At 64.9% G+C, this 24,912-nt stretch carries 27 protein-coding genes; 14 read left to right on the top strand and 13 right to left on the bottom strand.

The annotated features are described in order from the left end of the window. Positions 1-94 precede the first annotated feature (94 nt). Genes AC522E_RS02105 through AC522E_RS02090 form a run of 4 tightly spaced genes read left to right on the top strand, consistent with a single transcriptional unit; the run spans position 95 to position 3,286 of the window. Entirely contained in the window at positions 95-1,054 is a 960-nt protein-coding gene (locus AC522E_RS02105; RefSeq protein WP_500748758.1) for an aliphatic sulfonate ABC transporter substrate-binding protein, read from the top strand. A gap of 23 nt (positions 1,055-1,077) precedes the next feature. Further along, entirely contained in the window at positions 1,078-1,956 is an 879-nt protein-coding gene (locus AC522E_RS02100; protein WP_500748757.1) for an ABC transporter permease, read from the top strand. Beyond that, entirely contained in the window at positions 1,956-2,744 is a 789-nt protein-coding gene (locus tag AC522E_RS02095; RefSeq protein WP_500748756.1) for an ABC transporter ATP-binding protein, read from the top strand. The genes AC522E_RS02100 and AC522E_RS02095 overlap by 1 nt, the downstream gene beginning before the upstream one ends. A gap of 29 nt (positions 2,745-2,773) precedes the next feature. Next, complete coding sequence (locus AC522E_RS02090) at positions 2,774-3,286, top strand: OsmC family protein (protein ID WP_500748755.1); 513 nt, start codon at positions 2,774-2,776, stop codon at positions 3,284-3,286. Between the two features lie 10 nt (positions 3,287-3,296). On the opposite strand, the gene AC522E_RS02085 is transcribed toward AC522E_RS02090, so the two are convergent. Beyond that, positions 3,297-4,601 (bottom strand): penicillin-binding protein activator, encoded by a 1,305-nt coding sequence (locus AC522E_RS02085; RefSeq protein WP_500748754.1) that lies wholly within the window; start codon positions 4,599-4,601, stop codon positions 3,297-3,299. 138 nt (positions 4,602-4,739) lie between these two features. Between AC522E_RS02085 and rsmI the strand changes: the two genes are divergently transcribed. Beyond that, complete coding sequence (gene rsmI, locus AC522E_RS02080; RefSeq protein ID WP_500748753.1) at positions 4,740-5,678, top strand: 16S rRNA (cytidine(1402)-2'-O)-methyltransferase; 939 nt, start codon at positions 4,740-4,742, stop codon at positions 5,676-5,678. Next, positions 5,675-6,052 (top strand): YraN family protein, encoded by a 378-nt coding sequence (locus tag AC522E_RS02075; RefSeq protein ID WP_500748752.1) that lies wholly within the window; start codon positions 5,675-5,677, stop codon positions 6,050-6,052. The genes rsmI and AC522E_RS02075 overlap by 4 nt, the downstream gene beginning before the upstream one ends. A gap of 192 nt (positions 6,053-6,244) precedes the next feature. Here AC522E_RS02075 and AC522E_RS02070 read toward each other — a convergent pair whose 3' ends face one another. After that, positions 6,245-7,117, bottom strand: coding sequence for a LysR substrate-binding domain-containing protein (locus AC522E_RS02070; RefSeq protein ID WP_500748751.1), 873 nt, complete (start codon positions 7,115-7,117; stop codon positions 6,245-6,247). Positions 7,118-7,354: 237 nt separating this feature from the next. Between AC522E_RS02070 and AC522E_RS02065 the strand changes: the two genes are divergently transcribed. After that, complete coding sequence (locus AC522E_RS02065; RefSeq protein WP_500748750.1) at positions 7,355-7,651, top strand: DUF1127 domain-containing protein; 297 nt, start codon at positions 7,355-7,357, stop codon at positions 7,649-7,651. 16 nt (positions 7,652-7,667) lie between these two features. Here the strand turns inward: AC522E_RS02065 and AC522E_RS02060 are convergent, their stop codons facing one another. Beyond that, on the bottom strand, positions 7,668-8,537 hold the full coding sequence (locus AC522E_RS02060) for a lipid kinase (RefSeq protein ID WP_500748749.1): 870 nt from the start codon (positions 8,535-8,537) through the stop codon (positions 7,668-7,670). 171 nt (positions 8,538-8,708) lie between these two features. Between AC522E_RS02060 and gshB the strand changes: the two genes are divergently transcribed. Beyond that, on the top strand, positions 8,709-9,656 hold the full coding sequence (gshB, locus tag AC522E_RS02055; RefSeq protein ID WP_500748748.1) for a glutathione synthase: 948 nt from the start codon (positions 8,709-8,711) through the stop codon (positions 9,654-9,656). A gap of 64 nt (positions 9,657-9,720) precedes the next feature. Here the strand turns inward: gshB and hemW are convergent, their stop codons facing one another. Continuing rightward, complete coding sequence (hemW, locus tag AC522E_RS02050) at positions 9,721-10,881, bottom strand: radical SAM family heme chaperone HemW (RefSeq protein WP_500748747.1); 1,161 nt, start codon at positions 10,879-10,881, stop codon at positions 9,721-9,723. A 176-nt stretch (positions 10,882-11,057) separates the two neighbouring features. On the opposite strand from hemW, the gene AC522E_RS02045 reads away from it, so the two are divergent. Together AC522E_RS02045 and AC522E_RS02040 are read left to right on the top strand one after the other, a co-directional pair. Continuing rightward, complete coding sequence (locus tag AC522E_RS02045) at positions 11,058-11,750, top strand: TetR/AcrR family transcriptional regulator (protein WP_500748746.1); 693 nt, start codon at positions 11,058-11,060, stop codon at positions 11,748-11,750. Positions 11,751-11,832: 82 nt separating this feature from the next. Beyond that, the gene (locus AC522E_RS02040; protein WP_500748745.1) at positions 11,833-12,351 is read left to right on the top strand and encodes a DUF2852 domain-containing protein; all 519 of its coding nucleotides are present in this window, start codon (positions 11,833-11,835) and stop codon (positions 12,349-12,351) included. Between the two features lie 51 nt (positions 12,352-12,402). Here AC522E_RS02040 and AC522E_RS02035 read toward each other — a convergent pair whose 3' ends face one another. Both AC522E_RS02035 and rph read right to left on the bottom strand, forming a co-directional pair. After that, positions 12,403-13,047, bottom strand: a complete 645-nt coding sequence (locus tag AC522E_RS02035; RefSeq protein ID WP_500748744.1) for a non-canonical purine NTP pyrophosphatase — start codon at positions 13,045-13,047, stop codon at positions 12,403-12,405. 111 nt (positions 13,048-13,158) lie between these two features. Further along, positions 13,159-13,872: a ribonuclease PH gene (gene rph / locus AC522E_RS02030; RefSeq protein ID WP_500748743.1), complete on the bottom strand. Its 714-nt coding sequence runs from the start codon at positions 13,870-13,872 to the stop codon at positions 13,159-13,161. 196 nt (positions 13,873-14,068) lie between these two features. Here rph and hrcA point away from each other — a divergent pair, with 196 nt between their 5' ends. Further along, positions 14,069-15,160, top strand: a complete 1,092-nt coding sequence (gene hrcA, locus AC522E_RS02025; protein WP_500748742.1) for a heat-inducible transcriptional repressor HrcA — start codon at positions 14,069-14,071, stop codon at positions 15,158-15,160. A 129-nt stretch (positions 15,161-15,289) separates the two neighbouring features. Further along, positions 15,290-17,095, top strand: coding sequence for a translation elongation factor 4 (gene lepA / locus AC522E_RS02020; protein ID WP_500748741.1), 1,806 nt, complete (start codon positions 15,290-15,292; stop codon positions 17,093-17,095). A 158-nt stretch (positions 17,096-17,253) separates the two neighbouring features. Here the strand turns inward: lepA and AC522E_RS02015 are convergent, their stop codons facing one another. Continuing rightward, positions 17,254-17,526 carry a DUF6894 family protein gene (locus AC522E_RS02015; RefSeq protein WP_500748740.1) on the bottom strand — a complete coding sequence of 91 codons (273 nt, stop codon included), beginning with the start codon at positions 17,524-17,526 and terminating at the stop codon, positions 17,254-17,256. 61 nt (positions 17,527-17,587) lie between these two features. Beyond that, positions 17,588-18,169: a hypothetical protein gene (locus AC522E_RS02010; protein WP_500748739.1), complete on the bottom strand. Its 582-nt coding sequence runs from the start codon at positions 18,167-18,169 to the stop codon at positions 17,588-17,590. Between the two features lie 355 nt (positions 18,170-18,524). Here AC522E_RS02010 and AC522E_RS02005 point away from each other — a divergent pair, with 355 nt between their 5' ends. Beyond that, positions 18,525-19,763: an MFS transporter gene (locus AC522E_RS02005; RefSeq protein ID WP_500748738.1), complete on the top strand. Its 1,239-nt coding sequence runs from the start codon at positions 18,525-18,527 to the stop codon at positions 19,761-19,763. A 59-nt stretch (positions 19,764-19,822) separates the two neighbouring features. On the opposite strand, the gene AC522E_RS02000 is transcribed toward AC522E_RS02005, so the two are convergent. Next, positions 19,823-20,467, bottom strand: a complete 645-nt coding sequence (locus AC522E_RS02000; protein WP_500748737.1) for a hypothetical protein — start codon at positions 20,465-20,467, stop codon at positions 19,823-19,825. 132 nt (positions 20,468-20,599) lie between these two features. Here AC522E_RS02000 and AC522E_RS01995 point away from each other — a divergent pair, with 132 nt between their 5' ends. Beyond that, positions 20,600-21,436, top strand: a complete 837-nt coding sequence (locus tag AC522E_RS01995) for a lytic murein transglycosylase (RefSeq protein WP_500748736.1) — start codon at positions 20,600-20,602, stop codon at positions 21,434-21,436. Positions 21,437-21,487: 51 nt separating this feature from the next. On the opposite strand, the gene AC522E_RS01990 is transcribed toward AC522E_RS01995, so the two are convergent. The 4 genes from AC522E_RS01990 to AC522E_RS01975 form a co-directional block, all read right to left on the bottom strand. Beyond that, a complete protein-coding gene (locus tag AC522E_RS01990) occupies positions 21,488-22,576 on the bottom strand; it encodes a TRAP transporter substrate-binding protein (protein ID WP_500748735.1) in 1,089 nt (362 codons plus the stop codon). Positions 22,577-22,769: 193 nt separating this feature from the next. Further along, a complete protein-coding gene (locus AC522E_RS01985) occupies positions 22,770-22,943 on the bottom strand; it encodes a DUF1328 domain-containing protein (RefSeq protein WP_500748734.1) in 174 nt (57 codons plus the stop codon). Positions 22,944-23,035: 92 nt separating this feature from the next. Beyond that, a complete protein-coding gene (locus AC522E_RS01980; protein WP_500748733.1) occupies positions 23,036-23,392 on the bottom strand; it encodes a response regulator in 357 nt (118 codons plus the stop codon). After that, entirely contained in the window at positions 23,389-24,906 is a 1,518-nt protein-coding gene (locus AC522E_RS01975) for an RAD55 family ATPase (protein WP_500748732.1), read from the bottom strand. The genes AC522E_RS01980 and AC522E_RS01975 overlap by 4 nt, the downstream gene beginning before the upstream one ends. Positions 24,907-24,912: the final 6 nt, after the last annotated feature.

The following is a 24,912-nucleotide window of genomic DNA, read 5'->3' as shown; positions in this document are numbered from 1 at the left end:
CGATTTGAGCAAAGCAGCTTGCGGGCGCGAAACAAATGCAGCTAAAGCGCCGGGCGTCTCGAAGCCGCTCCTGCGCCAACCCAGGAGCTACGCCGTGACCCTGTCCCGCCGCCTTTTCCTCGCCGCCACCCTCGCCACCGGCCTGTCCTCCGCCGCCCTGGCGCAGCCGAAGGAAATCCGGATCGACTACGCCACCTACAACCCGGTGAGCCTCGTCCTGAAGGACAAGGGCTTTCTGGAAAAGGAACTGGCCAAGGACGGGATCGGCGTGCGCTGGGTCCAGACCCTCGGCTCGAACAAGGCACTCGAATTCCTCAATGCCGGTTCCATCGATTTCGGCTCCACGGCCGGCGCCGCCGCGCTGATCGGGAAGATCAACGGCAACCCGATCAAGTCGATCTATGTCTATTCCCGTCCGGAATGGACCGCCCTCGTCACGGGCAAGGACAGCACCATTGCCAAGGTCGAGGACCTGAAGGGCAAGCGCGTGGCAGTCACGCGCGGCACCGATCCTCACATCTTCCTCGTACGCGCCCTCCAAGAGGCGAAGCTCACGGAGAAGGACGTAAAACTGGTGCTTCTGCAGCATCCCGACGGACGCACGGCCCTGGAGCGAGGCGACGTCGACGCCTGGGCGGGGCTCGACCCGCTGATGGCGGCGGCGGAGATCGAGAGCGGCGCCAGGCTCTTCTACCGCGACGCGGCCGCCAATACGTGGGGCATCCTCAATGTCACCGAGGCCTTCGCGAAGGAGAACCCTGCCCTCGTGAAGCGTGTCCTCAAGGCCTATGAGGAGGCCCGCGCCTATGCCCTCGCCAATCCGGCCGAGCTGAAGAAGGCGCTCGTCGCCTACACCAAGCTTCCCGAACCGGTGATCGAGCGGCAGCTGGAGCGCACGGAGCTGACGCACTCCACCATCGGCCAGCCGCAGATCGATACGATCGTCGCGGCGGGCCTCGCCCTGCAGCAGGCAGGTGTCATTCCCGCGGACACGGATGTGCGCGCCGCCGTCGACGCCCTCGTCGACCGCGGCTTCGCCACCGCGTCCCGCTGACCCCTTCATCACGGGAGAGCGCCGTGACAGGCCAAGGCACGATTCAAGGCACCATCCACGCCACGCGCCCGGCCTGGTCCTCCCCACGGGAAGCCGCCGCTCTCGCGGCTCCACGCCTCGCCGGGAAGCGCCGCGCCTTCGACAGGCGCGTGCTTCTCGGCATTTTGTTTCCCATCGCCGTTGCGCTGCTTTGGGAGGCTGGCGTGCAGGCCGGTCTCGTCCAGGGCCGCCTCGTGCCTCCGCCCAGTCGAATCCTCGCAGCGCTTTGGACGCTGGCGCGGACCGGCGAGCTATGGATGCATGTGTCCGTCACCCTGTGGCGGATCCTCGCCGGGTTTGCCATCGGCGCCGTCGCAGGCATGGTGTTCGGCGCGTTCTCCGGCACGAGCGCAACCTTCCGCCGCCTCCTCGATCCCACGCTTCAGGCCTTGCGCGCCATTCCGTCCATCGCCTGGGTGCCGCTTTTCATCCTCTGGCTCGGCATCTTCGAATCCTCCAAGGTGGCGCTGATCGCGGTCGGCGTCTTCTTCCCGGTCTATCTCGGCATCGCGGGAGCGATCCTCTCCGTCGACCGGAAGCTCGTGGAGGTCGGCCGCGTCTTCCGCCTGTCGCGCGTCGCGCTGGCACGGCGCATTCTTCTGCCGGCCGTTCTGCCGGAGACCGTCATCTCGCTTCGCTCCGGCCTCGGCCTCGGATTCATGTTCGTGGTCGCCGCGGAGTTCATGGGCGCGTCCGAAGGACTCGGCTACCTCCTGGTCGACGGGCAGCAGATGGGCAAGCCGGACCAGATCCTTGCGGCGATCATCGCCTTCGCCCTGCTCGGCAAGCTCGCCGACAGCCTACTCGTCCTCGCGACGCGCCCGCTGGTGCGCTGGCAGGACGTGGCGCGGGAGCATCTGTGATGCTCACCCTGGAACATCTCTCCAAGACCTATGCCGACGGCACACGCGCCCTCGCCGACATCAACCTGACGGTCCGCCGCAGCGAAATCGTCGCGCTGATCGGCGGATCCGGCTGCGGCAAGACCACGTTGCTGCGCCTCGTCGCCGGCCTCGACCAAGCGAGCGCGGGAGCCATCCATCTCGACGGGGAGGCCATCGACGAGCCGCATCCGGCGGTCGGGATCGTGTTCCAGGAGCCGCGCCTACTGCCCTGGCTCACGATTGCCGACAATGCGGGCTTCGGCCTCGCGCATCTGGACCGGGCGGAGCGAAGAGCGCGCGTGGAGCATGCGCTCGAAAAGATCGGGCTGGCCGAACATGCGGGGCGCTGGCCACGGGAACTGTCCGGCGGCCAGCAGCAGCGCGTGGCCATCGCCCGCGCCTTCGTCACCAATCCGAAGGTCCTGCTTCTCGACGAGCCCTTCTCGGCCCTCGACGCCTTCACGCGCGCCAGCCTGCACGAGCACCTGCTCGGTTTGTGGGAGGACACCCGGCCCACCGTCGTGCTCGTCACGCACGACGTGCAGGAAGCCGTGACCCTTGCCGACCGGGCCGTCATCATGCAGCCGAAACCCGGCCGGATCTTCGACGAATTGCCGCTGGCCCTCGCCCGGCCGCGCGACAGGGCGGCGCTGCCCTTCGACGCCGCGGTGCGGAGGGTGCTGGCGGCCCTGGACCAGTCGCTCAATCCCGTGCAACCATTGCCCCAACGGGAGCGCGACCGCGAAGCGGCGGCGCTCTGGTGGTGACATCAAGGACATTCCCCAAGGACATTCCCATGGACTCGACGCAGTTGCGCGCGCTTCAGGCGCCGTTGAAGGATCAGTATCGCTCCGCCCCGGACTCGGCGGTGATCACCCTCAGGGCGCAGGGCACCCTCGACGACCAGCATATTGCCTGCAAGGTGGAAACCGGCCGCGCGCTCGCGGTGGCCGGCCTGCATCCCGCCACCGGAGGCTCCGGCGCGGAACTGTGCTCCGGCGACATGCTGCTCGAAGCGCTCGTCGCCTGCGCAGGCGTGACCCTGAAGGCTGTCGCGACGGCGCTGGAGATCGATCTGCGCCACGGCGCCGTGAAGGCCGAAGGCGACCTCGATTTTCGTGGCACCCTCGGCGTCGACAAGGCGGCTCCCGTCGGATTCAAGGCGATCCGCCTGGAATTCGAACTCGATACCGACGCGCCGCAGGACAAGGTCGATCAGCTCCTCAAGCTGACCGAGCGCTATTGCGTCGTGTTCCAGACTCTCAACAACCGGCCGGAACTGAGTGCGACGGCGACGCGGCGCCCCTGAGGCGTGGGGCTCAGTTCATGGCCGCCAGGGTACGCGGTGCGCCGCTGACCATGGCGGCCATGCCGCCGCGCACTTCCTGCACCGCAAGGGCGCGGTCGTTCGTGCCGTCCGGCTTGAAGCGGAACACGCCGTCGGCGCCGGCGAAGCCGGCAGGGCTCGTCAGGACTCCCTCGGCGAAGCGCTGCGAACCCTGCACCTGCGTCAGTGTCGCCGCCAGGGTGACCGCATCGTAGGACAAGGTGGCGAGGCGGATCGGATCGGTGTTGTAGCGGGCGCGATACCGCGCTGCGAAGGCCTCGAAGCCGCGATTGTCGGGGGCCGAGAACCAGCCGCCCTGGAGTGCCTGGAGGGTGAAGACGCGCGGCTCGTTCCACAGCCCTGTGCCGATCGGCTTGACCCGCTGCGGATTGAATCCGGCCGTTTGGAGCGCCTGGGCGACCATGGGCAGGCCATCGCCATTGTCGGGGATGAACAGCGTATCGGCCTGTGGCGCCTGTCCCGTGACGAGCGAGGCGATGCGTTGCACCGCCGCCTGTGGCTGCCCGGGAGGATAGTGCTCCACGGCGACGACACGCATGCCCCGCTGTGCCGCAGCCTCGCGAAACTGCGCCTCGGCGACGCTGCCATAGGTCGATTGCGGAATCAGCGCCGCGACGGACCGGCGCCCCTGCGACGCCGCATAGGAGACGACACGATCTACCTCCGCCTGAACCAGGAAGCTCAGGAGATAGACGCCACGCGCGGCGACGCTGGTATCCGTGGAAAACGCGACCATGGGCCGGCCCGCCTGGCGGGCCACCTGGGCGCTTGCCTGCACGGAGCCCGCGAAGAGCGGCCCGATGATGAGTTCGGCGCCCTCGGCGATGGCCTGACTCGTGGCTTCGCGCGCGCCTTCGGGCGTGCCGCGGTCGTCCTTCACCAGGACGGTGACCTGCGGGTTCTGAAGCTCGCTCAGGGCCAGGTCGGCGGCGTTGCGCATACTCTGCGCCGCCACTGCGCCCTGGCCCTGTCCGGACAGCGGCAGGATCAACGCGACACGCACCGGGCCGTTGCCGATAGCCATCCCGCCGGCTGCGGCCGGCGGCCTTTCGGCGGTGGGGTCAGCGACGGCACCGGTCGCGGGCAGATCGGCGTTGTAAATGGGTTCCGCTGCGGCAGTTTGCTTCGCGCTCCGACGCGGCGGCGTCATGCTTCCCGACCCGACGCACCCGGCCAGAGCCAGAGTGCCGGCGAGAACGAGGCCTGCAGCGGCGCGCGCGCGCAGGCGCCCGCTGCACCACGGCCGCGCGGCCAATGCCAAAGAAAACTCCGCCATCCCATCCCCCGAGGACCAGAAGCCGACAGATCGACGCCCAGGTTCGCGCAAAATGGTAAACATTGTTTCCAAGCATTGGCGAGCCGGCGGGCCGGGCACCTCTTGCCTCAGGCTGCCTTCATGCGACAGTGAGAGACGATGACGCAGAGAATTGACAACCGGACCAAGCGCCGGGAGCCCGCAGCCCGGGCCGCGAGCTTCACGGCCTTCGGCCTCGCGGCCGAAGCCGAACCCCTTGCACCCGGCCTTTACGTGGTCGCGACCCCCATCGGCAACCTGCGCGACGTCTCGTTCAGGGCGCTCAGCGTGCTGGCGGCAGCCGACGCCGTTCTGGCGGAGGACACGCGGGTAACGAAGACGCTGCTGGCTCATTACGGCATCACGACGCCGCTCGTCGCCTACCACGAACATTCGAACGAGGCCGTGCGCGAGCGCATGGTCCACCGCATCCGCGAGGGCCAGGCCCTCGCCTTGGTGTCGGACGCGGGAACGCCGCTGGTGTCGGATCCGGGCTTCAAGCTCGTCCAGGCCGCGATCGAGGAAGGCCTGCCGGTGACCCCCATTCCCGGCCCTTCCGCGGTGCTGACGGCGCTCGTCGTCTCGGGTCTGCCGACCGACCGCTTTTTCTTCGAGGGATTCCTGCCATCCAAGAGCGCCGCGCGCCGGGCGAGGCTCGCGGAGATTGCCGCCATCCCCGGAACGCTGATGCTGTTCGAGGGACCGCATCGGTTGCCGGAGATGCTTGCCGACGCCGCCGCCATCCTCGGCGAACGGCAGGCGGTGGTGGCGCGCGAGCTGACCAAGATGTTCGAGACCATCCGGCGCGGCACCCTTCCGGAACTGGCCGACATGTTCGCGAAGGAGGGTCCGCCGAAGGGCGAGATCGTGGTGCTGATCGGCGAGGCGACGAAGGGCATGCATGCGGCGGAGGTCGACGCGGTTCTCGACGAGAGGCTCGAGGCTGCCCTGAAGAGCCACTCCATCAAGGACGCGGCCGCGCTCGTCGCGGCGGAACTGAACATCCCGAAGCGCGATGCCTATGCACGGGCGCTCGTGCTCGCCCGGAAGGGTTCATGACGCGCGCCGTCGAGCGCCGCAGAACGACCTTTCTGCGCGGTCATCGGGCCGAGTTGATCGCGCTCCTCTTCATGCTTCTCAAGGGTTATCGCCCTCTGGCCCGCCGGTTCTCCGCCGCTGGAGGCGAAATCGACCTCATCCTGCGCAGGGGCGACACCATCGCGTTCGTCGAGGTGAAGGCGCGGGGTGAGATGGACGATGCGCTCATGGCCATCACCGCCACGAAGCAGCGCCGCTTCTCGCGTGCTGCACGCGCATGGCTCTCCCGGCACGCCTGGGCCGCCGACAAGACGTGGCGCGCCGATGCTGTTTTCGTCGCGCCTCGCCGCTGGCCCCGGCATGTGGCAGCGGCGTTCGAGCTGGACATCGCCTAGCGCATCGTGCGGACCCGTAGGGCACGCCAGTGAAAGATGGACTCGGTTTTCCGCACACAACGATGCGCCAGATTGGGAGATGAGCATCGGATCTGGTCCCGGACGTGGAATCCACTTTTGGTCCGATGCTCCAGACTCCTGTGCCTGCAGGTCCCGTCTTTCCGTAGGGTGGGGACAGACGTCGGATCGAGGTTACGCGACCAGCCGGCGATGCTCGACCACCGCCTCGCGGATATGCCGCGCCAGCTCCTGCACGATGTGGTTGCCGCCATCCCGAGGAAGATAAAGGTTGACCGTGAAGGGCGGAAGCATGGGCAGGCCCGATTCACGCCCCAGCACCTCGAGCCCCTCGGGGACCGTCGAGGCCATCCACGCCATGACGGCGATGTCCGCCGCGACCGTCGCCACCTGCGCCGACGTGTTCGTGACCTCGGAGGCCGAGCGCCATTCGATGCCGGCCGTCTGCAGCGCCTCGCGGATGGGTGCGCGGAAGGCGCAGTCGGAACAGCCGATCGACACCGGGAGCGGACGTTGCCGGACAGCTTCGCCGCCGCGGGCACCGACCCAGACCAGGCGGTCCATCACCAGGTTCTCTCCCTCGGGATCACACGCGAGCTCGGTCGCGAGGACCACATCGACTTTGCCGCTGGCAAGCTCGGCACGCAGCCTCGCGCTCGACCCGCTGTGCAGGGAGATCTGTACCCGTGGATAGCAGCGGGCGAAGCCCTTCAGGAATGTCGGCAGGTAGGTCGTGATGATATCGCTCGGGATGCCGAGCCGGACCTCGCCTTCGTATTCAGGCGTCGTCATCTCGGTCCAGATCTCGTCGTTGAGCGCCAGGAGGCGCTTGGCGCGTCCGAAGAGACGCTCCCCGGCGCCCGTGAGCTTCATGCCGCGCCGGTCGCGGGTGATGAGCTCGTCGCCGACCAGTTCCTCGAGCCGCTTGATCTGCTGACTCACGGCAGCCTGGGTCAGGTTGAGAATCCCGGTCGCAGCGGTCATTCCGCCGGCATCGACGACGGCCACGAAGGCCCGCAGAAGGCTGACATCGAGATTCCGGGCCATGGCCAACCTCAATAACGGTTTCTTATTCTCAATATAATGAACATTCGTTTCATTTATGCAAGGCCAGGGCGTATGGTTTCTTCATTCGCCGCTGACGAGATCCTCCGAGATCAAATTCGCGGTGCCGATACGACCGCATTTGCAGCTCTTCCGACGCGCCCCGCCGAGACCCATTCCGGCGAACGGCCGAGGCTTGCCGGAATTCTTGCCGATGCCGAACGATTGCAGGAGCGAACCATGCCCATGACCCTCACTTACTCTTCCGCCCTTGGAGCCTCCCGCGCCCATCGCCCGTCCCTTCTGGCCCGGATCGCCGCAGCCGTCGCACGGGAGTTCCGCATCCGCCGCGACATGCGCCTGCTTTCTCAGCTCGGGGATGGCGCGCTTCACGATATCGGCCTCTCGCGCGGAGCGGTCGAGGACGCCGTGCGCTATGGCCGGCCGTCATTTGGCAGGTCAAGCATTGTCGAACCTGCGCCGGTCGAGGCGCCCGAAGCGGGCGCCCTGCCCTCAGCCTGCACGGAATGGCGCTGAACTGCGTGCTTCGCCGTCACGGCGCAAAGACCGTAACGGCGCTGGGCCTGATGGAAAAATGCGCAGGAGTATGGGTCACGATCTCGCCGTCGGCGTTCACGGGCCGCGGGAGGCGGGTCCTGATGTCGAACTCCTGGGCGCGGACCGCCCGCACCTCGCGCCAGGCGCCGTGTGCGCCATACCGGAAGGAGCGGGCCATGAGAGCCAGCTTCCAGGCGCGATTGAACTCGAGGCTGTAGAGGTCGAGATGCTCATCGTCGATGGCGGCGTCCTTCTCGACCGCGTTGCCGCCGCCATAGTAGCGCCCATTGCCGACGGCGATCTGCAGGGTCTTCACCCGCGCGGTCTCCGTCTCGCTGATGATCGTCGCCCGGAATGGGCGCGCCTGCGCCAGCACCTTGAGGGCCACCAATGCATAACCGAGACGGCCGAAGCGGCGCTTGATGTCCCGCGTCAGCTTCTGCGCCAGTTCCGCCGACAGGCCGATGCTGGCCACGTTGAAGAATGGATGTCCGTTGACGATTCCGAGATCGATCTGCCGCGTGCGACCGGCGGCGATGACGTCGGCGGCCTTGTCGAGGTCGAAGGGAATGCCGAGCGTGCGCGCGAGGTCGTTCGCCGTGCCGAGGGGCAGAATGCCGAGCGGCAGGTTCGCCTCCATGACCCCATGCGCCGCGGCATTGAGAGTCCCGTCGCCGCCGCCGACGACGACGCAATCGACGTCCTTCGCATGCCGGACGATGAGCGGCGACAACTCCTCCCGGCCATCACATTCCCGATGAACGGGCTCGATCCCGTGAGATTCCAGGATAGCGACCGCCTTCTCGCATTGAGAGGCGCCGCTGCGGCTTTTCGTATTGACGATGAGAAGGGCACGACGGGACATCGCCTAACAGATGGCAAGCGTGACCTCGTTCGCAAGGGGCAGCGTCAAAAAACGCGCGCAACATCAAGGTCTTGCGTTCTGCAACGGAAATTTTCGGCCCATCCCGGAGGCGGCGATGTTGCCATTGCTGCGTTTCCGGCCAATAACCTCGCTTCTCACGGAGACTGACGCATGACCCTGACCGTCGCGATCCAGATGGATCACATCAGCAGCATCAAGATCGCAGGCGATACAGGTTTCGCACTCGTGCTCGAGGCGCAACGGCGCGGACACCGGATTCTGCATTATACGCCGGACCGGCTGAGCCTCCGCGACGGAGTCGTCACCGCCATGGCTGAAACCGTCGAGGTGCGCGATGTGGAGGGCGACCATGTCACCCTCGGCACCGCGGAGCGGGTGAACCTGGCGGATACGGACGTGGTGCTGATGCGCCAGGATCCGCCTTTCGATCTGGCCTATATCACCGCCACCCATTTCCTGGAGCGCATCCACCCCGAGACGCTCGTGGTCAACGATCCGACGCATGTCCGCAATGCGCCGGAGAAGATCTTCGTCACCCGCTTCCCCCATCTCATGCCGCCGACCCTCATCTCCCGCGACAAGGGCGAGATCGAGGAGTTCCGGCGCGAGCATGGCGAGGTGGTGATGAAGCCCCTCTACGGCCATGGCGGCGCGAGCGTGTTCAAGATCGGCCGCGAGGACCCGAATTTCGGCTCGCTCTTCGACCTCTTCGCCGCGACCTTCCGCGAGCCATGGGTCATCCAGCGATTCCTGCCGAAGGTGACGGAGGGCGACAAGCGCATCATCCTGATCGATGGCGAGGCCGCCGGCGCGGTCAATCGTGTACCGGCCGCCAACGACATTCGCTCCAACATGGTGCGTGGCGGCGCGGCCAAGCCGACGGACCTTTCTCCACGCGAAAGGGAGATTTGCGAGACCATCGGCCCGGACCTGAAGCGGATGGGCTTGCTTCTCGTCGGCATCGACGTGATCGATGGCAACCTTACCGAAATCAACGTGACGGCGCCGACGGGCCTGCGCGCCATCAAGCGCCTCGGCGGACCCGATCTCGCGGTCAACGTGTGGGATGTGATCGAGACAAAGGTGAAGCGCAAATAGCGACGCGAACGCCGTCTCATGCCCTGTCCGCGCCAAAGGTGCGTCACGGGACGATGGCAGCCTCTCAGGCCGCCAGTTCTGCGATCACCGCGTTTAGCACAGGAAAGCCCTCGCGGGTCACGCGCAGTCGCTCACCGTCCCGGTGGACGAGACCTTCCTCCTCCAGGTTCCGGAGGCGCTTTTCGTTGAGCCTGCGTCCGGTGAAGGCTTCGAACCGGCGCGGCTCGATGCCCTCCTTGAGGCGTAGCCCCATGAGCAGGAATTCGTCGCCCTCCGCTTCGGAGGTAAGCACCTCTTCGTCGATGACGCCGTGTCCATCGCGCTCGACACGCTCGAGCCAGGTCTCCGGATGCTTCTCGGTCGCGGTGGCCAGCCGCGCATTGCCGGTGACCAGGCGGCCATGGGCGCCGGGACCGATGCCGGCATATTCGCCATAGCGCCAATAGAGCAGGTTGTGTCGGGATTCCGCGCCCGCGCGGGCATGGTTTGAAATTTCGTAGGCCGGCAGGCCATGCGCCTCGCAGACGTCCTGGGTCACGTCGTAGAGAGCCCGACTGGTGTCCTCGTCCGGCACGGTGATCCTTCCGGCATCGAACAGGCGTTGAAACCAGGTCCCGGGCTCGATGGTGAGCTGGTAGAGCGAGAGATGCTCCACCGCATGGCCGATCGCCTGCTTCAGCTCCTCTCCCCATGCCTGCGGCGTCTGGTCTGGCCGGGCATAGATGAGGTCGAAGGAATAGCGCTCGAAGATCGAGGCAGCGACCCTTACGGCGGCGAGGGCCTCGTCCACGGAATGCATGCGGCCCAGGCGCTTGAGATCGGGATCGTTGAGTGCCTGCACGCCCAGCGACACCCGGTTGATTCCGGCGTGGCGATAGCCCCGGAAACGTTCCGCCTCGACGCTGGTCGGATTGGCCTCGAGCGTGATCTCCGCACCCGGATCGACCGCCCAGGCGCCACCGATGGCATCGAGAATGGCGCCCACGGTTTCCGGCTTCATCAGCGAGGGCGTGCCGCCGCCGAAGAAGATGCTCGTCACCGTCCGTCCTGGAATGCGGGCGGCCGTATGGGCGATCTCGCGCCGGAAGGCGGCCAGGAACCGTTCCTGATCGACACCCTGGTGGCGGACATGGCTGTTGAAGTCGCAATAGGGGCACTTGGAGGTGCAGAAGGGCCAGTGCACGTAAACGCCAAAGCCCACATCGCGCGTCGGATGGTCGATCATGGCCCGTATATGGCAGTTCCGGACCCGCCCGTCACTCTCCCCCTTGCCGCATGGGCGGGCCATCCGTTTGGGAGAGCGAACATTTTCCCGCGAGCAAGGTTCATCCTGAGCGACCCGATCTAGCCTCCCCGTCCTCCAGGGCTTAGGCTGGACGCAAAGACAGTACAGGTATCGTCATGCGGCATTGGCGCGCCCCGTTCGACCGGCAGGGCTACCATCACGGCAATCTCAAGGAAGCGCTCATCGAGGCGGCGCAGCGGTTCATCGCCGAGCGCGGCCTCGGCGGCTTTACGCTGGCAGACGCGGCCAAGCTCGTCGGCGTCACGCCGGCAGCGCTCTACCGCCATTTCCGCGGCCGCGACGCCCTGGTGGCCGAGGTCGCGTTCCGGGGCTTCAGCCAGCTTGCCGAGCGGCTCGGCCGCGCCTTGACGAGCGCCGGCACCCCCCTCGAGCGCTTCACGCGGATGGGCGAGGCCTATCTGGCCTTCGCCGAGCAGGAGCCGGGATTCTATGCGGCCATGTTCTCGCCACGCCCGGCGGAGGCTCAGGATTCGGAGACCTGCGGCCCGCCCTGGGCCAAAGGCGTGAAGGAGAAGCCGGCGGTGCAGGCCGCCGCAGCCCCCGGCGGAGCTTTCGGGTTCCTGGTCCAGGCTCTGTCCGACACCTTCCCCGACGGCTTCAAGGACGTGGATGTCCGGTTCATCGCCCTCGAGGTCTGGGCCCTGTCGCATGGGATCGCCACCCTCGATGCCTCGGGGCAGCTTCCCAAAGGTCCTGGCCTTCCCGACAAATACGAGTTGCTGCGGGCCGGCGTCCTGGCCCTTGTCCACGGCGCGCTCCAGCGAAAACCGGACGCTTTCAAAAAATAGCCCGCACCGCGTGATCGGCCCTTGAAAGCGCCTGAATCGATCCGCATGTAAATGTTGTTAGCATTAACATGCGGGAACTGCGATGTCTGACTCTGCTTCCACCGCCTGGAACTCCAGCTCCGGCTTTCCGGGATCGGGCTCTTCCGAATCCGGCCGTTCGGGGCCCTGGAACAACGGCGCTCATCACCGTCGCTGCGGCGGGCGTCCGCCCCGGCGCGCCCTGGAGATCGCCGGCATCGTCCTGGCCTTCATCTGGTTCTGGCCGCTTGCGGTCGCTTATCTGGTCTGGAAAGTCATGGGATATCCTAAATTCGATGAGGCAAAGGCCTTCTTCCGTGAGAATTTCGGCCGCCCGATCGACGACCTGTTCGCCTATCGCCGGCCGGCCGGCGGTTTCGGAACGGGCACGGGCAACGCTGCCTTCGACGAATATCGTCGTCGCGAAATCGAGCGGCTCGAGGAAGAGCGTCGCAAGCTTGACGAGGAGGCTCGCGAATTCCGCGACTTCGTCGAGGAGCTGAAGCGGGCCAAGGACCGCGAGGAGTTCGACGCCTTCATGGCCAAGCGCCGCGCCGACAAGAGCGGCCCGGCCGGCGCCTGACCGTCCACATCACAATACCAGGAGCGCCCACGGGCGCTCCTTCTCGTTTGCCTATGCTCTGCGCAGGCAGCCGGCGGCCAGTTCGAGGAAGGCGCGCGCCCTGTGCGACAGGGCCCGGGGTTCGGGCGCGGACCAGTCGATGCCGTGCTTGCGCTCAGAGGACAGCTCCCCGAAGGTTTCGCTGAAGCCGTCGGGCTGGAACATGGGGTCGTAGCCAAAGCCCTGCGCGCCGCGGGGCGGCCAGACGACCTGCCCGAAGACGCGACCCTCGAACAATTCCTCATGCCCGTCCGGCCAGGCGATCACCAGGGCCGACACGAAATGCGCCTTCCGGTTGCCGGTGGCCGTGACGCCTCGCCTCTGCAATTCCCGCTCGACCCGCTGCATGGCCGTGGGGAAATCCTTGTTCGGTCCTGCCCAGTCGGCCGTGAAGAGCCCGGGGGCTCCGTCGAGAGCATCGACGCAGAGGCCGGAATCATCTGAGAGGGCCGGCAGCCCCGTGGCCTTGGCCGCCGCGTGAGCCTTGATGGCCGCGTTCTCCGCAAACATGTGCCCGGTCTCAGCCGGTACCGGCAGCCCGAGTTCTCCGGCAGACACGGCTTCGACGCCGAAGGGTGCGAAAAGCTCCTGCATCTCGCGAAGCTTGCCGGGATTGTGGGTGGCGATGATGACCTTTCCGGTCAGGGGACGGGGCATCGGAAAACCTCTCGGGACAACGCTTGTCGTTTCCAGGCGACGCCCGAGAAAAGCATTCCCGGCACTCGCCGTATGGCTCCCGCCTTCGCCAGGAGCCACTGGGACGGCCGTCTACGCCACAGCCTTCTTCTGCAACTCGACCAGCTGGGACACCCCTGCCTTCGCGAGCCGGAGAAGGCTGAGAAACTCCTCCTCCGAGAAGGGCTTCCCTTCCGCCGTCCCCTGCACCTCGACGAGGCCGCCGGAACCGGTGATCACGAAGTTCGCGTCCGTTTCGGCAGCCGAATCCTCCGCATAATCCAGGTCGAGCACCGGCTTGCCCTGATAGATCCCGCAGGAAATCGCGGCGACCGGTTCGCGCAGGGGGTTGATCGAGATGATGGAGCGGTTCTGCATCCAGGTGAAGCACTCGTGGAGCGCCACCCACGCCCCCGTGATGGAGGCGGTGCGGGTGCCGCCATCGGCCTGGATCACGTCGCAATCGATCACGATCTGCCGCTCGCCGATGGCGGGGAGATTGACGACCGCGCGCAGGGAACGGCCGATGAGACGCTGGATCTCCTGGGTCCGGCCCGACGGTTTGCCGGACGTCACCTCTCGCCGCGTGCGCTCGTGGGTGGCACGGGGCAGCATGGCGTATTCGGCCGTGACCCAGCCCTTGCCGGTTCCGCGCAGCCATGGCGGCCCCTTCTCCTCGAGGGAGGCAGTGCACAGCACGCGGGTATTGCCGAAGGAGACGAGGCAGGATCCCTCCGCATAACGCGCGACGCTGCGCTCCAGGCTGACGGGGCGCAGTTCGTCCAAGGCACGTTGGGAAGGGCGCATCTGTTGATCTCCATGAAGCTCCGGTGCTCTTATCGATCCGCAGCCGGAACGGCAAGACGACGGAAAGCGGACTGCCGCCGGAAGGATTTCCTCCCGGTCCTTTTCAGCCGGAACCCTTGAGCGGGCTTGCGTTTAAGCGCGGCAAACTTCACATAATAAGATTGCAACGCCGACAGACGAGGTTTGACCGCCTGCGATGAACAAGCAGAGCCCATCTCCACAGTTCAGCGAGATCCGTGCCATGGCGGATCTGAACGATCGCTCGCGCGAGATCTTCCGCCGGATCGTGGAGAGCTATCTCGCCACGGGCGAGCCCGTAGGCTCGCGCAATCTGTCGCGCATCCTGCCGATGACCCTGTCGCCCGCCTCGATCCGCAACGTGATGTCGGATCTGGAGACGGCCGGCCTGATCTTCGCGCCCCATACCAGTGCCGGGCGCCTGCCTACGGAGACCGGCCTGCGCTTCTTCGTCGACGCGATGATGGAGATCGGCGACGTCAGCAGCGAGGAGCGCGCGCGCATCGAGGCCCAGATGAGGGCCGCCGCGTCCGGCCACACCATGGAGACGGCACTGGCCGAGGCCTCGGCCCTGCTGTCCGGCATCTCCCGGGGCGCCGGGGTGGTGGTGACCTCGAAATCCAACGCCCGCCTCAAGCATATCGAGTTCGTGCGGCTCGATCCGGCGCGCGCCCTCGTCGTGCTCGTCGGCGAGGACGGCTCGGTGGAGAACCGTCTGCTCGACCTGCCTCCCGGACTGCCCGCGAGCGCCCTGGTCGAGGCCGGCAACTTCCTGAACGCCCGCATCCGTAGCAAGACGCTGGCCGATCTCAAGGAGGAGGTCGCGGCCCGCCGCAGCGACATGGAGCGCCAGCTCGACGCGCTGACGGCAAGACTGGTGGAGGCCGGACTGGCGACCACCGTGGGCGCTGCGGAGTCGCGCCAGCTGATCGTGCGCGGCCAGGCCAATCTTCTGGACGACCTGAGAGCCGTCGAGGATCTCGAACGCATCCGCCTGCTTTTCGAGGACCTGGAAACGCAGACCGACGTCATCGATCTGCTCACCCGCGCCGAGAACGGCGAGGGAGTGCGGATCTTCATCGGGTCGGAAAACAAGCTCTTCTCCCTGTCCGGCTCATCGATGATCGCGGCACCCTTCCGCGACGCCAGCCAGAAGATCGTCGGCGTACTCGGCGTGATCGGGCCGACGCGGCTCAACTATGCCCGCATCGTCCCGATGGTCGACTATACGGCCCGCGTGATCACCCGCCTGCTCGAGCAGGGCCGGTAGGCGAAGGCTGCCGGGCGAAGGCATCGCCTTGATTTATCACGGACTATCGCGACAACCCCTTCCCTTGGCTTTGAAGGGGCTAGCTGCTAAGGCCTGCCAACAGACATTTGGGCATCATCGCAACATTAAATGACCGCACGCACCTTCGATAACATCCGCAACTTCTCCATCGTGGCCCATATCGACCACGGGAAGTCGACGCTCGCCGACCGTCTGATCCAGACCACGGGCGCCCTTTCCGCTCGGGAAATGACGGAGCAGGTGCTCGACAACATGGATATCGAGCGCGAGCGTGGCATTACCATCAAGGCGCAGACGGTGCGCCTGGAATACAAGGCGCAGGACGGCAAGACCTATATCCTGAACCTCATGGATACCCCCGGCCACGTGGACTTTGCCTATGAGGTGTCCCGCTCGCTGGCCGCCTGCGAAGGCTCGCTTCTGGTCGTCGACGCCTCCCAGGGCGTGGAGGCTCAGACTCTGGCCAACGTCTATCAGGCCATCGACGCCAATCACGAGATCGTCCCAGTCCTCAACAAGATCGACCTTCCGGCTGCCGATCCTGACCGGATCAAGGAGCAGATCGAGGAGGTGATCGGAATCGACGCCTCGGACGCCGTACCGATCTCGGCCAAGACCGGCCTCAATATCGAGGGCGTGCTGGAGGCGATCGTCACGAAGCTGCCGCCACCGAAGGGCGACGAGACGGCTCCCCTGAAGGCCCTTCTCGTCGACAGCTGGTACGACGCCTATCTCGGCGTTGTAGTCCTCGTGCGCATCGTCGACGGCGTGATGAAGAAGGGGCAGACCATCAAGATGATGGGCACCGGCGCCTCCTACAGCCTCGATCGGGTGGGCGTCTTCTCGCCGAAGATGCAGGAAATGGCCCAGCTCGGCCCGGGCGAAGTCGGCTTCTTCACGGCCTCGATCAAGGAAGTGGCTGATACCCGCGTCGGCGACACCATCACGGACGACCGCAAGCCGACCGCCCAGGCGCTCCCTGGCTTCAAGCCGGTGCAGCCGGTGGTGTTCTGCGGCCTCTTCCCCGTGGATGCGGCCGAGTTCGAGAACCTGCGCGCCGCCATGGGCAAGCTGCGCCTCAACGATGCCAGCTTCTCCTACGAGATGGAAACCTCCGCGGCGCTGGGCTTCGGCTTCCGCTGCGGCTTCCTCGGCCTCCTGCATCTCGAGATCATCCAGGAGCGCCTGGAGCGCGAGTTCAACCTCGATCTCATCTCCACGGCGCCTTCCGTGGTCTATCACCTGAAGCTGCGTGACGGCTCGACCATCGAGCTGCACAACCCGGCCGACATGCCGGACGTGATGAAGATCGAGTCCATCGAAGAGCCCTGGATCCGCGCGACGATCCTCACTCCCGACGATTATCTAGGCTCCGTTCTCAAGCTCTGCCAGGAGCGGCGCGGCGTCCAGATCGACCTGAACTATGTCGGCAAGCGCGCCATGGTGGTCTATGACCTGCCGCTCAACGAAGTGGTGTTCGATTTCTATGACCGCCTGAAGTCGATCTCGAAAGGCTACGCTTCCTTCGACTACCATATCTCCGATTACCGCGAGGGCGATCTCGTGAAAATGTCGGTACTGGTCAATGCCGAGCCGGTGGACGCACTCTCCATGCTGGTCCACCGCGACCGGGCCGAAGGCCGTGGCCGCGCCATGTGCGAGAAGCTGAAGGAGCTGATCCCGCCGCACATGTTCCAGATCCCGGTTCAGGCCGCCATCGGCGGGAAGATCATTGCGCGCGAAACCATCCGCGCGCTGCGCAAGGACGTGACCGCCAAGTGCTACGGCGGCGACGCCTCCCGCAAGCGCAAGCTGCTGGACAAGCAGAAGGAAGGCAAGAAGCGGATGCGCCAGTTCGGCAAGGTCGACATCCCGCAGGAAGCCTTCATTGCCGCGCTGAAGATGGACAGCTGATCCCTCTGGCCCGGCGGGGACAAGATCCGGGACCGGATCGACCATGCCGACGCCGCACGGACGCCACTTCGTGAAAAGTCCGTGCTTCGGCGCATGCCGCGGCACCGATCATCGTCGCAATCAGCGACGCAGGCCTGCCATCCGCCTCCTCGCGGCCATCAGTGCATCAGATCGAATGAATCGTCGAAATCGCTGTTGAGGCGCGGCGCCTCGACGGCATCCTCCAGGGACATCGACAGAAGAACCCGTCCTGCCGGATCGACGACATCCAGAGCCCAACCCTGAAGATCGATGTCGGAGGCATCGTCATGGAAGATTTCACGGATCGCATCCAGAGCTTCCCCGTGGGCCTGGTCGAGGCTGGCCACTTCGACCCCATCGTTATCGGCAAAAAAATCGTCACCGTTCGTCAGATTGAAATAGCAACGCATTGAACACCTCAATACACGAGAGAAAATAGACAAAGGCGGATACGGGATGCATGAAAGGTCCTCATGACCGCCGCTCCCGACCATCGACAGGCACCAGGACCGTCGTCGCGCTCAGGTCGACGAGGAGGTTCACGGCGCCGACGACCCTATCGAGGGCATCGCGCAAAAGGGTCGGGAACGCCATGAAATGGACCCGCGTCCCATCCGGCCGCTCCGCGATGGCATCGATGTCGCGCACGTCTCTGTTTTCGCACAATGCCCGAGCCAGGGGACAATCGTCGCGTCGCATGGGCCTGCCATCGGAGTAGAACATGCGCCAGGACCCGCACCAGCGGTCTTCTCCCAGAACCGGACGCCTCCCCCAGAGCGCCACGGCCGCCTCGTTATAAAAGATGATGAAACCCGAGGGATCGGTCGCATAAACGGCTGCCGGCAGCGCCATGAGGAGACTGGCATAATCCGGCTGATCGAAGAGCGGCGCTCCGTTGGTACGGTGTGCGAGTTCCTTCAGGTCCGCCAGTGCCTTCGTGAAATCGGAAACCTTTTTCTTCTCGTGGAGAACGAGATTCATCAGCAATCTGCGAACGTGCAGGCGAACGCTCTCCGCCTGCAGGGAAATAGCATTGTCGACGTCTGCATCCATCAGCCACCTCCTCCGATACTCGGCTAGTGGTGCGCAATGATACCGTCTTAACAAACTCGGCTATTGATCGAGTTGGCGGATTAGCGAGTCCGACTGTGGCAAGATCATGGCTCGCGCTGCGGATGTTCCATCCCCCACTTTTGCCAGGCGGCCTCTCCCAATTTGCCCTTTTCCAATCGGCCGGTCGCATCGGAACCCTCTCATTCGGAGAGAGTTCAACCCTGGGGCGACGCATCCTGCGCTCCATTGCGACCACTGCAAAGACAGCCGCCGATGTAGTCGGGCGACCAGGAAATTCCGATCGCCGAGGATCTGTCGACATGGCGAACGCCATCTCACGCCTAGAGAATCCTTCATGCCCACATCTCTGCGCAACGTACTGCCGACCTTGCTTGCCCTGCTTCTTGGCTATGGACTCATGCAGATGGGCAATACCCTTCAGGGAACACTCCTGAGCGTTCGCGGCGGCATTGAGACCTTTTCCCCGACGGAGATCGGCATGGTTGGCGCGGCCTTCTGGGTCGGGATCGTCTTCGGATCAATCTGGGCCGGCAGCGTCATCGCCGGGGTCGGACACACGCGGACATTCGCGGCCTTCGCCGCCGTCGCGGCGTCGACGGCATTGCTGCATCTTCTTGTGGTTCACCCTGTCGTATGGATCGCTGCGCGTGCACTGACCGGGTTCTGCTTCGCGGGTCTCTTCATGGTCGTTGAAAGCTGGCTCAATGCCGCCGCGACCGGCCAGACGCGTGGGCAGATCCTGAGCCTCTACGGCATGACCGGCCTCATCGCGGGGATCAGCGGACAACTCCTCCTGCCGATGGGCAATCCGTCCGGTTTCCGCCTGTTCTGTATCGTGTCCATGATCATATCGCTGGCGCTGGTTCCCATCGCGCTCTCACGCGCAACAGCACCGCTCCATGCGACCGGCGACGCCAGGGTCAACCTGCGGCGCCTCTATCGGCAATCCCCGTTCGGGATCGTTGCGGCATTCCTCTGCGGCGTGACCAGTGCGTCCTTCTTCGCCCTTGGCCCGCTGTTCGCGCAACAGGCCGGTCTCGATACCGGCGGCATTGCCGTCTTCATGGCCTGCGGAACCCTCGGGGGATTTGCCATGACATGGCCGCTCGGCTGGTTCTCCGATCGAACGGACCGGCGCTTCGTCATTATTGCAGCGGCGGGAACGGCAGCGGCGATCCTGCTCGCGCTGCTGACCTTCATTCCGGACAAGCCCCCCGGCTGGGTGCTCTATATCTGCGTTCTGATTTTCGGCGGAAGCGTCATTCCCACCTACAGCATCGTCACGGCCCATGTGAACGACATGGTGGAGCCGGGCGAGTTCGTCGCTGCATCCGGCGGGCTCCTGATCGTGCTCGGAGCGGGCTCATCGGCAGGCCCTGTGCTGTCGGGCATGGCCATGTCGGCCTTCGGACCGCGGGGCTTGGCCTATGCCACGGTGGCGGCCCAGATTCTCATGGCATCATGGGGCGTCTACCGCATCCGGCAGCGCGCGGCGCCCCCGGAGGCGCAGAAGGAGGCTTTCGTACCCGAGCCCGCCGTGCCGGTCGGCACCGAACTGGTGCCGAACGCCTGAACGGTCATGGTCGGATCGGACTGGTCCAGTATGCCATCCCCATCCCAGCCGATGCTCGCTCAGCGCGTGCCGCCCCGACAGGTGCCCGCCGACGCCAGCTTCAGGCCGGCAAGAATCTTGCCCACGAGGGCTTCATAGGCCGCAGGGGCATCGACCTGGCTCAGGGACAGTTCAAGCAGCCAGTCGTCCGAGAGTGGAACGATGACGGTGTCCAGGGTCACCTCCCGCGAGGCGGCCGGAAAGCTCGCGTCGATCCAGGTCGCGGTCCAGCGTTTGGCCCCTGAGGACAGTGCGGATAATGTGGCGGCCTGGGCCGGCCGGCCGAACATGTCCTCATTGTCGCGTTGCAGAAGCGCGGCATCGCGGCTTGCGAGGTCGGTCTGCGGCATATCCTTCACATCGCCGGCGGGTCGCAGAATCGCTTCCAGCTCCGCCCCGCCCGAGGCGGTGAGAACGATCCGCGGATCGTTCCCCGATGTAAGGCGCCATTCTTGCGGCAATGTCAGCGTCAGACAGGCATTGCCGTCCACCCGGGTCGAGATAAGGGTTCGATCCGCATCCGGCTCGAACCGGACCGAGGGCGCTGGAGGCGGCTCCCCGAGCATGCGCAGGGCCGCATGCGCATCCGGCGCCCATAATGCGAGAAGCATGGCGGCAGCCCAGGAGGCCGACAGGGGCTGGATCGCACTCATCGGCAGGGACATGAAGAACTCCAGGGACAAAAGATCCACTCGAGGAAAACGCCCGGCTTGGCTTCGGGTTGCGTCCGCATCCTCTTGAGTTGCACGGCTCAAGCCCTAGGTCGCCAGTAACCTTGGCGAAAGTGGGAGAAGGCGATGTCAGCCATGTTGCGCATATCGATCCTCGCGGTTGGCTTGGCGGCGGCGGGACAAGTCTCCGCGGCCACGTGCCGGGATCCTGCCGGGTTCGAGAAGTGGCTTGGCGACATCCGTCAGGAAGCCATTCGCAAGGGGATTGCCGCAGACGCGGTCGATGCCGGCTTGGCCGGCATCTCCTTCGATCCGGGCGTGATCAAGAAGGATCGCGGCCAGGGTGTGTTCAAGCAGAGCTTCGAGCAGTTTGCAGGCCGCATGGTGTCGTCGTACCGGCTCAAGACGGGCAGCGCACTTCTCCGCAAGCATGCCGGCACGCTTGCGCGGATCGAACAGCAATTCGGCGTTCCCGGTCCGGTGCTGGTCGCGATCTGGGGGCTGGAAAGCGATTTCGGTGCCGTAAAGGGCAATATGGCGACCATCCGCTCCGTCGCCACTCTCGCTTACGATTGCAGACGCTCGGACATGTTCCAGGCCCATCTCTTCGATGCCCTGCGGATCGTCGAGCGTGGCGATCTCAGGCCTGGCGAAATGCGCGGAGCCTGGGCTGGAGAGTTGGGTCAGACGCAGTTCATGCCATCGTCCTACGTGAAATATGCCGTCGATTTCGATGGTGACGGAAGGGCGGACCTGCTGCACAGCCCGGCCGACGTTCTGGCCTCGACCGCGAATTACCTCAGGGGTCACGGTTGGGTGCGCGGCGCCGACTGGTCCCCAGGCGCGACCAATTTCGCGGCCCTGAAGGAGTGGAACAAATCCCAGGTCTACTCCCAGACCGTCGCCTACTTTGCAGCAAAGCTCGCGGATCGCGCCGTCTCGATCGACGACGCGAGCCAGTAGGTCTTCCGCCAGGACGGCAGGCGGGCGCTGTCGTCACGTCCGCCTTTTCGTTCAGCCCCTCGCCCGGGCGCGGATCATGAAGTTGTCGTAGGCGTATTCCGCCACCTGGAACCAGAGATACTCCTCGCCACGGAAGGCCTTGTAACTCTCGTAGAGCTTCTTGAAATCGGGATTCGAGGCAGAGAGTTCGTCATAGATCTCGTTGGCGGCCTTGTAGGCTGCCTCCATGATCTCGGGCGAGAAGGGACGCAGCTGCGCGCCCGCGCCGATCAGGCTGCGCAAGGCCTTCGGATTGCGGGCGTCGTACTTCGCCTGCATGTCCACATTGGCATAGCCCGCAGCTGCCGTGACCGCGGCCTGATAGGCCTTCGGCAGCGTGTTCCACTTCTCCAGATTGAAGAAGAAGTGAATCGCGGGCCCCCCTTCCCAGAAGCCGGGATAATAGTAGTAGGGCGCAACCTTGTTGAGGCCGAGCTTCTCATCGTCATAGGGGGCGACCCACTCCGCCGCGTCAATGGTGCCACGCTCAAGCGAGGGATAGAGATCCCCGCCCGCAATCTGCTGCGGCACGATACCGAGCTTCGCCATGATCTGTCCGGCGAGGCCCGCGATGCGCATCTTCAGGCCACTGAGATCCTGAACGGTCTTGATCTCCTTGCGGAACCAGCCGCCCATCTGCGCGCCGGTATTTCCGCCAGGAAGGGCAAAGAGGTTGTATTTGGCGTAGAATTCGTTGAGCAGCTTGCTGCCGTCGCCGTGATAGAGCCAGGCATTGGTCTGACGCGAATTGAGTCCGAAGGGCAGATTGGTGCCGATGGCAAAGGTCGGATCCTTGCCAATGTAATAGTACGAGCACGAATGAGCCATCTCGACGGTGCCGTTGCCGACAGCGTCGATCGCCTGCGGCGTGCCGACGATTTCGCCAGCAGCGAAGGACTGGATCTGAAACTTTCCGTCCGTCGCCTCCAGGACATATTTGGCAAGAAGCTCGCCCGTGCCGAACAAGGTATCGAGGGATTTCGGAAAACCCGAGGTCATGCGCCAGCGGATCTCGGGTGCGGACTGGGCAATAGCCGGCATGGCCACGGAACTCGCAGCCGCCCCTACCGTAGCAGCTTGGAGGAAAGAGCGACGCTTCATGGAATGATCCTTTCAAATATGTTGCGGACCGCACCCTGAACGACAAAACGTTTCACGAACGCGATCCCAAACGCACATCTCTGGCTGCGCACCGTCATAGCGGGTCACGCAGAAAGGGGCATTCCTGGGAGAGCAGACAGTTCATGCACTGAACGCATATGTCCGTCGGCGACCTATCAAAGGGGCCGACTTCCTAGAACAGCAGCTCACCGGCGCTCCAGGCGAGCAGCAGCAAGATGACGAAAAGGACAAGGAAAAGACCGAAAAGGACCTTGGCAATTGTCTTGGCGCCAGAGGCAACGCCGGTAAAGCCCAGTGCGCCCGCAACGAGGGAAATCACCAGGAAGATCAGGGCCCATTTGAGCATCGATGACTCTCCGGAGAATGTCGGCTCCGGGAACATAAGGCCTCTGCACCGTTCAGGTTCCCTGGGAAAACCGTCCGGCTTCCCCGGAAGGATTACTTCAGGGCCGTTTCGATTGCTTTCAGCACGGCTGCGACCCGAAAGGGCTTCCGGAGGAAGGCCCGGTATCCGGAGCAGCGCTCTGCAATCGTCTCCTCGGGTAAGGAGCTCATGAGAATGACGGGAATTCGGGATGTGCCGGGATTCGCCTTGAGGGCCGCGAACGTCGCGGGTCCATCCATGATCGGCATCATGAAATCGAGCATGATGAGATCGGGCTGCCACTCGGTAAGCCGCTCGAGCCCCTGCTTGCCATTGTTGGCGACAATGACCCGGTAGCCCTCGTCTCCGAGGAGCGCTTCGAGGACTTCCGCGATCGCCCACTCGTCATCGACAACGAGAATCGTCTTCACGTGCCGTCTCCCGATGGCTGGTCGGGAGCGAACGGGGCGCATGCGAAAGGCGCGGGAGCGGCCCCACTGTTGCGGATGAGCTCGTTGAGGATGACATGGGCCTGCGCGGAATCGGCATCGATCTCGATGCCCTGCGCGGTGATGTCATAGCGTCGGAACCCGGGCCTGATCGCGTTGTCGCGGGCCTTGAGCGTTACGATCAGGCGGTGAATGTCTGCGCCGAGCGCTGCAAACCTCATGACGACGATGTTCTCGGCGATGGGCGATAGGCCGAGAATGGGGAGACCCGTCAGCGGCTGCCCGGGCACGACCCCGTTGAAGTCGAGCTCGAAGGTGCCGAGCATCGTCGCTCCGAGAGCGCTGAACTCGTTCGCAAGGGCCGTGAGAGCAGGACCGATTCGATTCTGCTCGCCTGTCATTTGGACGAAGTCGTTGAGCCCATCGATGAAGATGCGCCTCACTCCCCGGGAGTGGACACGATCGAGAAGCCGCAGACAAACTTCGTCGAAGATGCCCTCCGTCGAAGGCTGCCAGATGATCTCGACGGTCCCCTCCTCGAAAAGCCGGGCGACGGGCAACCCAAGTGCCCGCGCCTTGAAGCGGATCGACTCCGGATTCTCATCGAAGCTCAGATAGAGGCCCGGCTCGTCTTCCGCACCGAGGAAGTGCTGTCCGAGCGTGCTCTTGCCGGAGCCTGCCGGCCCCATGAGCAATGTCGTCGAGTGGCGATGGAGGCCCCCGCCGAGCATGTCATCAAGCATGGGAATGCCCGTGGAGAGTATGGGGCCGTCTGGAGAGACCGGGCGGCTTGGCGCAGCAAGCAGCGCCTCGATACGGGGCTGAACCGTGATGCCAGCGCCGGTCACCTGGAAGGAATGAATGCCCCGGAGGAAACTCCCGCCCCGCATCTTGTGAACAAGCAGATCGCGCTCGGACCGGCGCTCGCGGAGCCGGGCTCGCAACTCGATGAGGCCATCCACCATCGTATGCTCAGCCGACGCGAAACCCTGGTCAGGCGCAGCGCTTGTGAGCAGGAACATGGTGCAATCCGCGAGGTCGGCTTGGATCTGGAGTTCATGGATGAACTTCTTGAACTCACGAGGCGTCCCTGCAGTTTCCTCGGCTGAGACGAGCCCATCCAGGATTAGAAGATCGACCTGCCGGGCACGGATCTCCCGCCGCAGGGCCTCCGAAAGCCCTTTCAATCCTTCCATTTCGAGGATGCGGAAAGCGCTCAGGTAGGAGACGCCGTCAGGGATCGCCGCCTCGTTGAAGAAGCCGAGCTGCCCGATATGAGCGAGCATCCGCCCATGGGTTTCGGCGAGCAGCGTCACATAGAGCGCACGTCCTCCCCTGGCTGCATGGTTGAAGCAGAGCTGGTTCCCGAGGATGGTCTTGCCTGCCCCGGGCGTGCCCTGAACGATATAGATGCCTCCGCGGAGAACCCCGCCCTCAAGGATCGTGTCCAACCCTTCGATTCCCGTCGAGAGCTTGTCGATGCGCCTGTCGCTCACCGGATG

The sequence above is a fragment of the Microvirga sp. BF8 genome (genome assembly GCF_059888585.1).
The sequence above is the reverse complement of the archived record's forward strand: the minus strand, read 5'-3'. Positions and strand labels throughout refer to the sequence as shown.

Coding starts and splice junctions, on each gene's coding strand:
- lepA (WP_500748741.1), top strand. CDS start 15,290: ATGACCGCACGCACCTTCGATAACATCCGCAACTTCTCCATCGTGGCC.
- rsmI (WP_500748753.1), top strand. CDS start 4,740: ATGACGCAGAGAATTGACAACCGGACCAAGCGCCGGGAGCCCGCAGCC.
- AC522E_RS02060 (WP_500748749.1), bottom strand. CDS start 8,537: ATGTCCCGTCGTGCCCTTCTCATCGTCAATACGAAAAGCCGCAGCGGC.
- gshB (WP_500748748.1), top strand. CDS start 8,709: ATGACCCTGACCGTCGCGATCCAGATGGATCACATCAGCAGCATCAAG.
- AC522E_RS02075 (WP_500748752.1), top strand. CDS start 5,675: ATGACGCGCGCCGTCGAGCGCCGCAGAACGACCTTTCTGCGCGGTCAT.
- AC522E_RS02000 (WP_500748737.1), bottom strand. CDS start 20,467: ATGTCCCTGCCGATGAGTGCGATCCAGCCCCTGTCGGCCTCCTGGGCT.
- AC522E_RS02035 (WP_500748744.1), bottom strand. CDS start 13,047: ATGCCCCGTCCCCTGACCGGAAAGGTCATCATCGCCACCCACAATCCC.
- hemW (WP_500748747.1), bottom strand. CDS start 10,881: ATGATCGACCATCCGACGCGCGATGTGGGCTTTGGCGTTTACGTGCAC.
- AC522E_RS01995 (WP_500748736.1), top strand. CDS start 20,600: ATGTCAGCCATGTTGCGCATATCGATCCTCGCGGTTGGCTTGGCGGCG.
- AC522E_RS01990 (WP_500748735.1), bottom strand. CDS start 22,576: ATGAAGCGTCGCTCTTTCCTCCAAGCTGCTACGGTAGGGGCGGCTGCG.
- AC522E_RS02095 (WP_500748756.1), top strand. CDS start 1,956: ATGCTCACCCTGGAACATCTCTCCAAGACCTATGCCGACGGCACACGC.
- AC522E_RS01985 (WP_500748734.1), bottom strand. CDS start 22,943: ATGCTCAAATGGGCCCTGATCTTCCTGGTGATTTCCCTCGTTGCGGGC.
- AC522E_RS02010 (WP_500748739.1), bottom strand. CDS start 18,169: ATGGATGCAGACGTCGACAATGCTATTTCCCTGCAGGCGGAGAGCGTT.
- rph (WP_500748743.1), bottom strand. CDS start 13,872: ATGCGCCCTTCCCAACGTGCCTTGGACGAACTGCGCCCCGTCAGCCTG.
- AC522E_RS02085 (WP_500748754.1), bottom strand. CDS start 4,601: ATGGCGGAGTTTTCTTTGGCATTGGCCGCGCGGCCGTGGTGCAGCGGG.
- AC522E_RS02045 (WP_500748746.1), top strand. CDS start 11,058: ATGCGGCATTGGCGCGCCCCGTTCGACCGGCAGGGCTACCATCACGGC.
- AC522E_RS02090 (WP_500748755.1), top strand. CDS start 2,774: ATGGACTCGACGCAGTTGCGCGCGCTTCAGGCGCCGTTGAAGGATCAG.
- hrcA (WP_500748742.1), top strand. CDS start 14,069: ATGAACAAGCAGAGCCCATCTCCACAGTTCAGCGAGATCCGTGCCATG.
- AC522E_RS02065 (WP_500748750.1), top strand. CDS start 7,355: ATGCCCATGACCCTCACTTACTCTTCCGCCCTTGGAGCCTCCCGCGCC.
- AC522E_RS02005 (WP_500748738.1), top strand. CDS start 18,525: ATGCCCACATCTCTGCGCAACGTACTGCCGACCTTGCTTGCCCTGCTT.
- AC522E_RS02040 (WP_500748745.1), top strand. CDS start 11,833: ATGTCTGACTCTGCTTCCACCGCCTGGAACTCCAGCTCCGGCTTTCCG.
- AC522E_RS02070 (WP_500748751.1), bottom strand. CDS start 7,117: ATGGCCCGGAATCTCGATGTCAGCCTTCTGCGGGCCTTCGTGGCCGTC.
- AC522E_RS02015 (WP_500748740.1), bottom strand. CDS start 17,526: ATGCGTTGCTATTTCAATCTGACGAACGGTGACGATTTTTTTGCCGAT.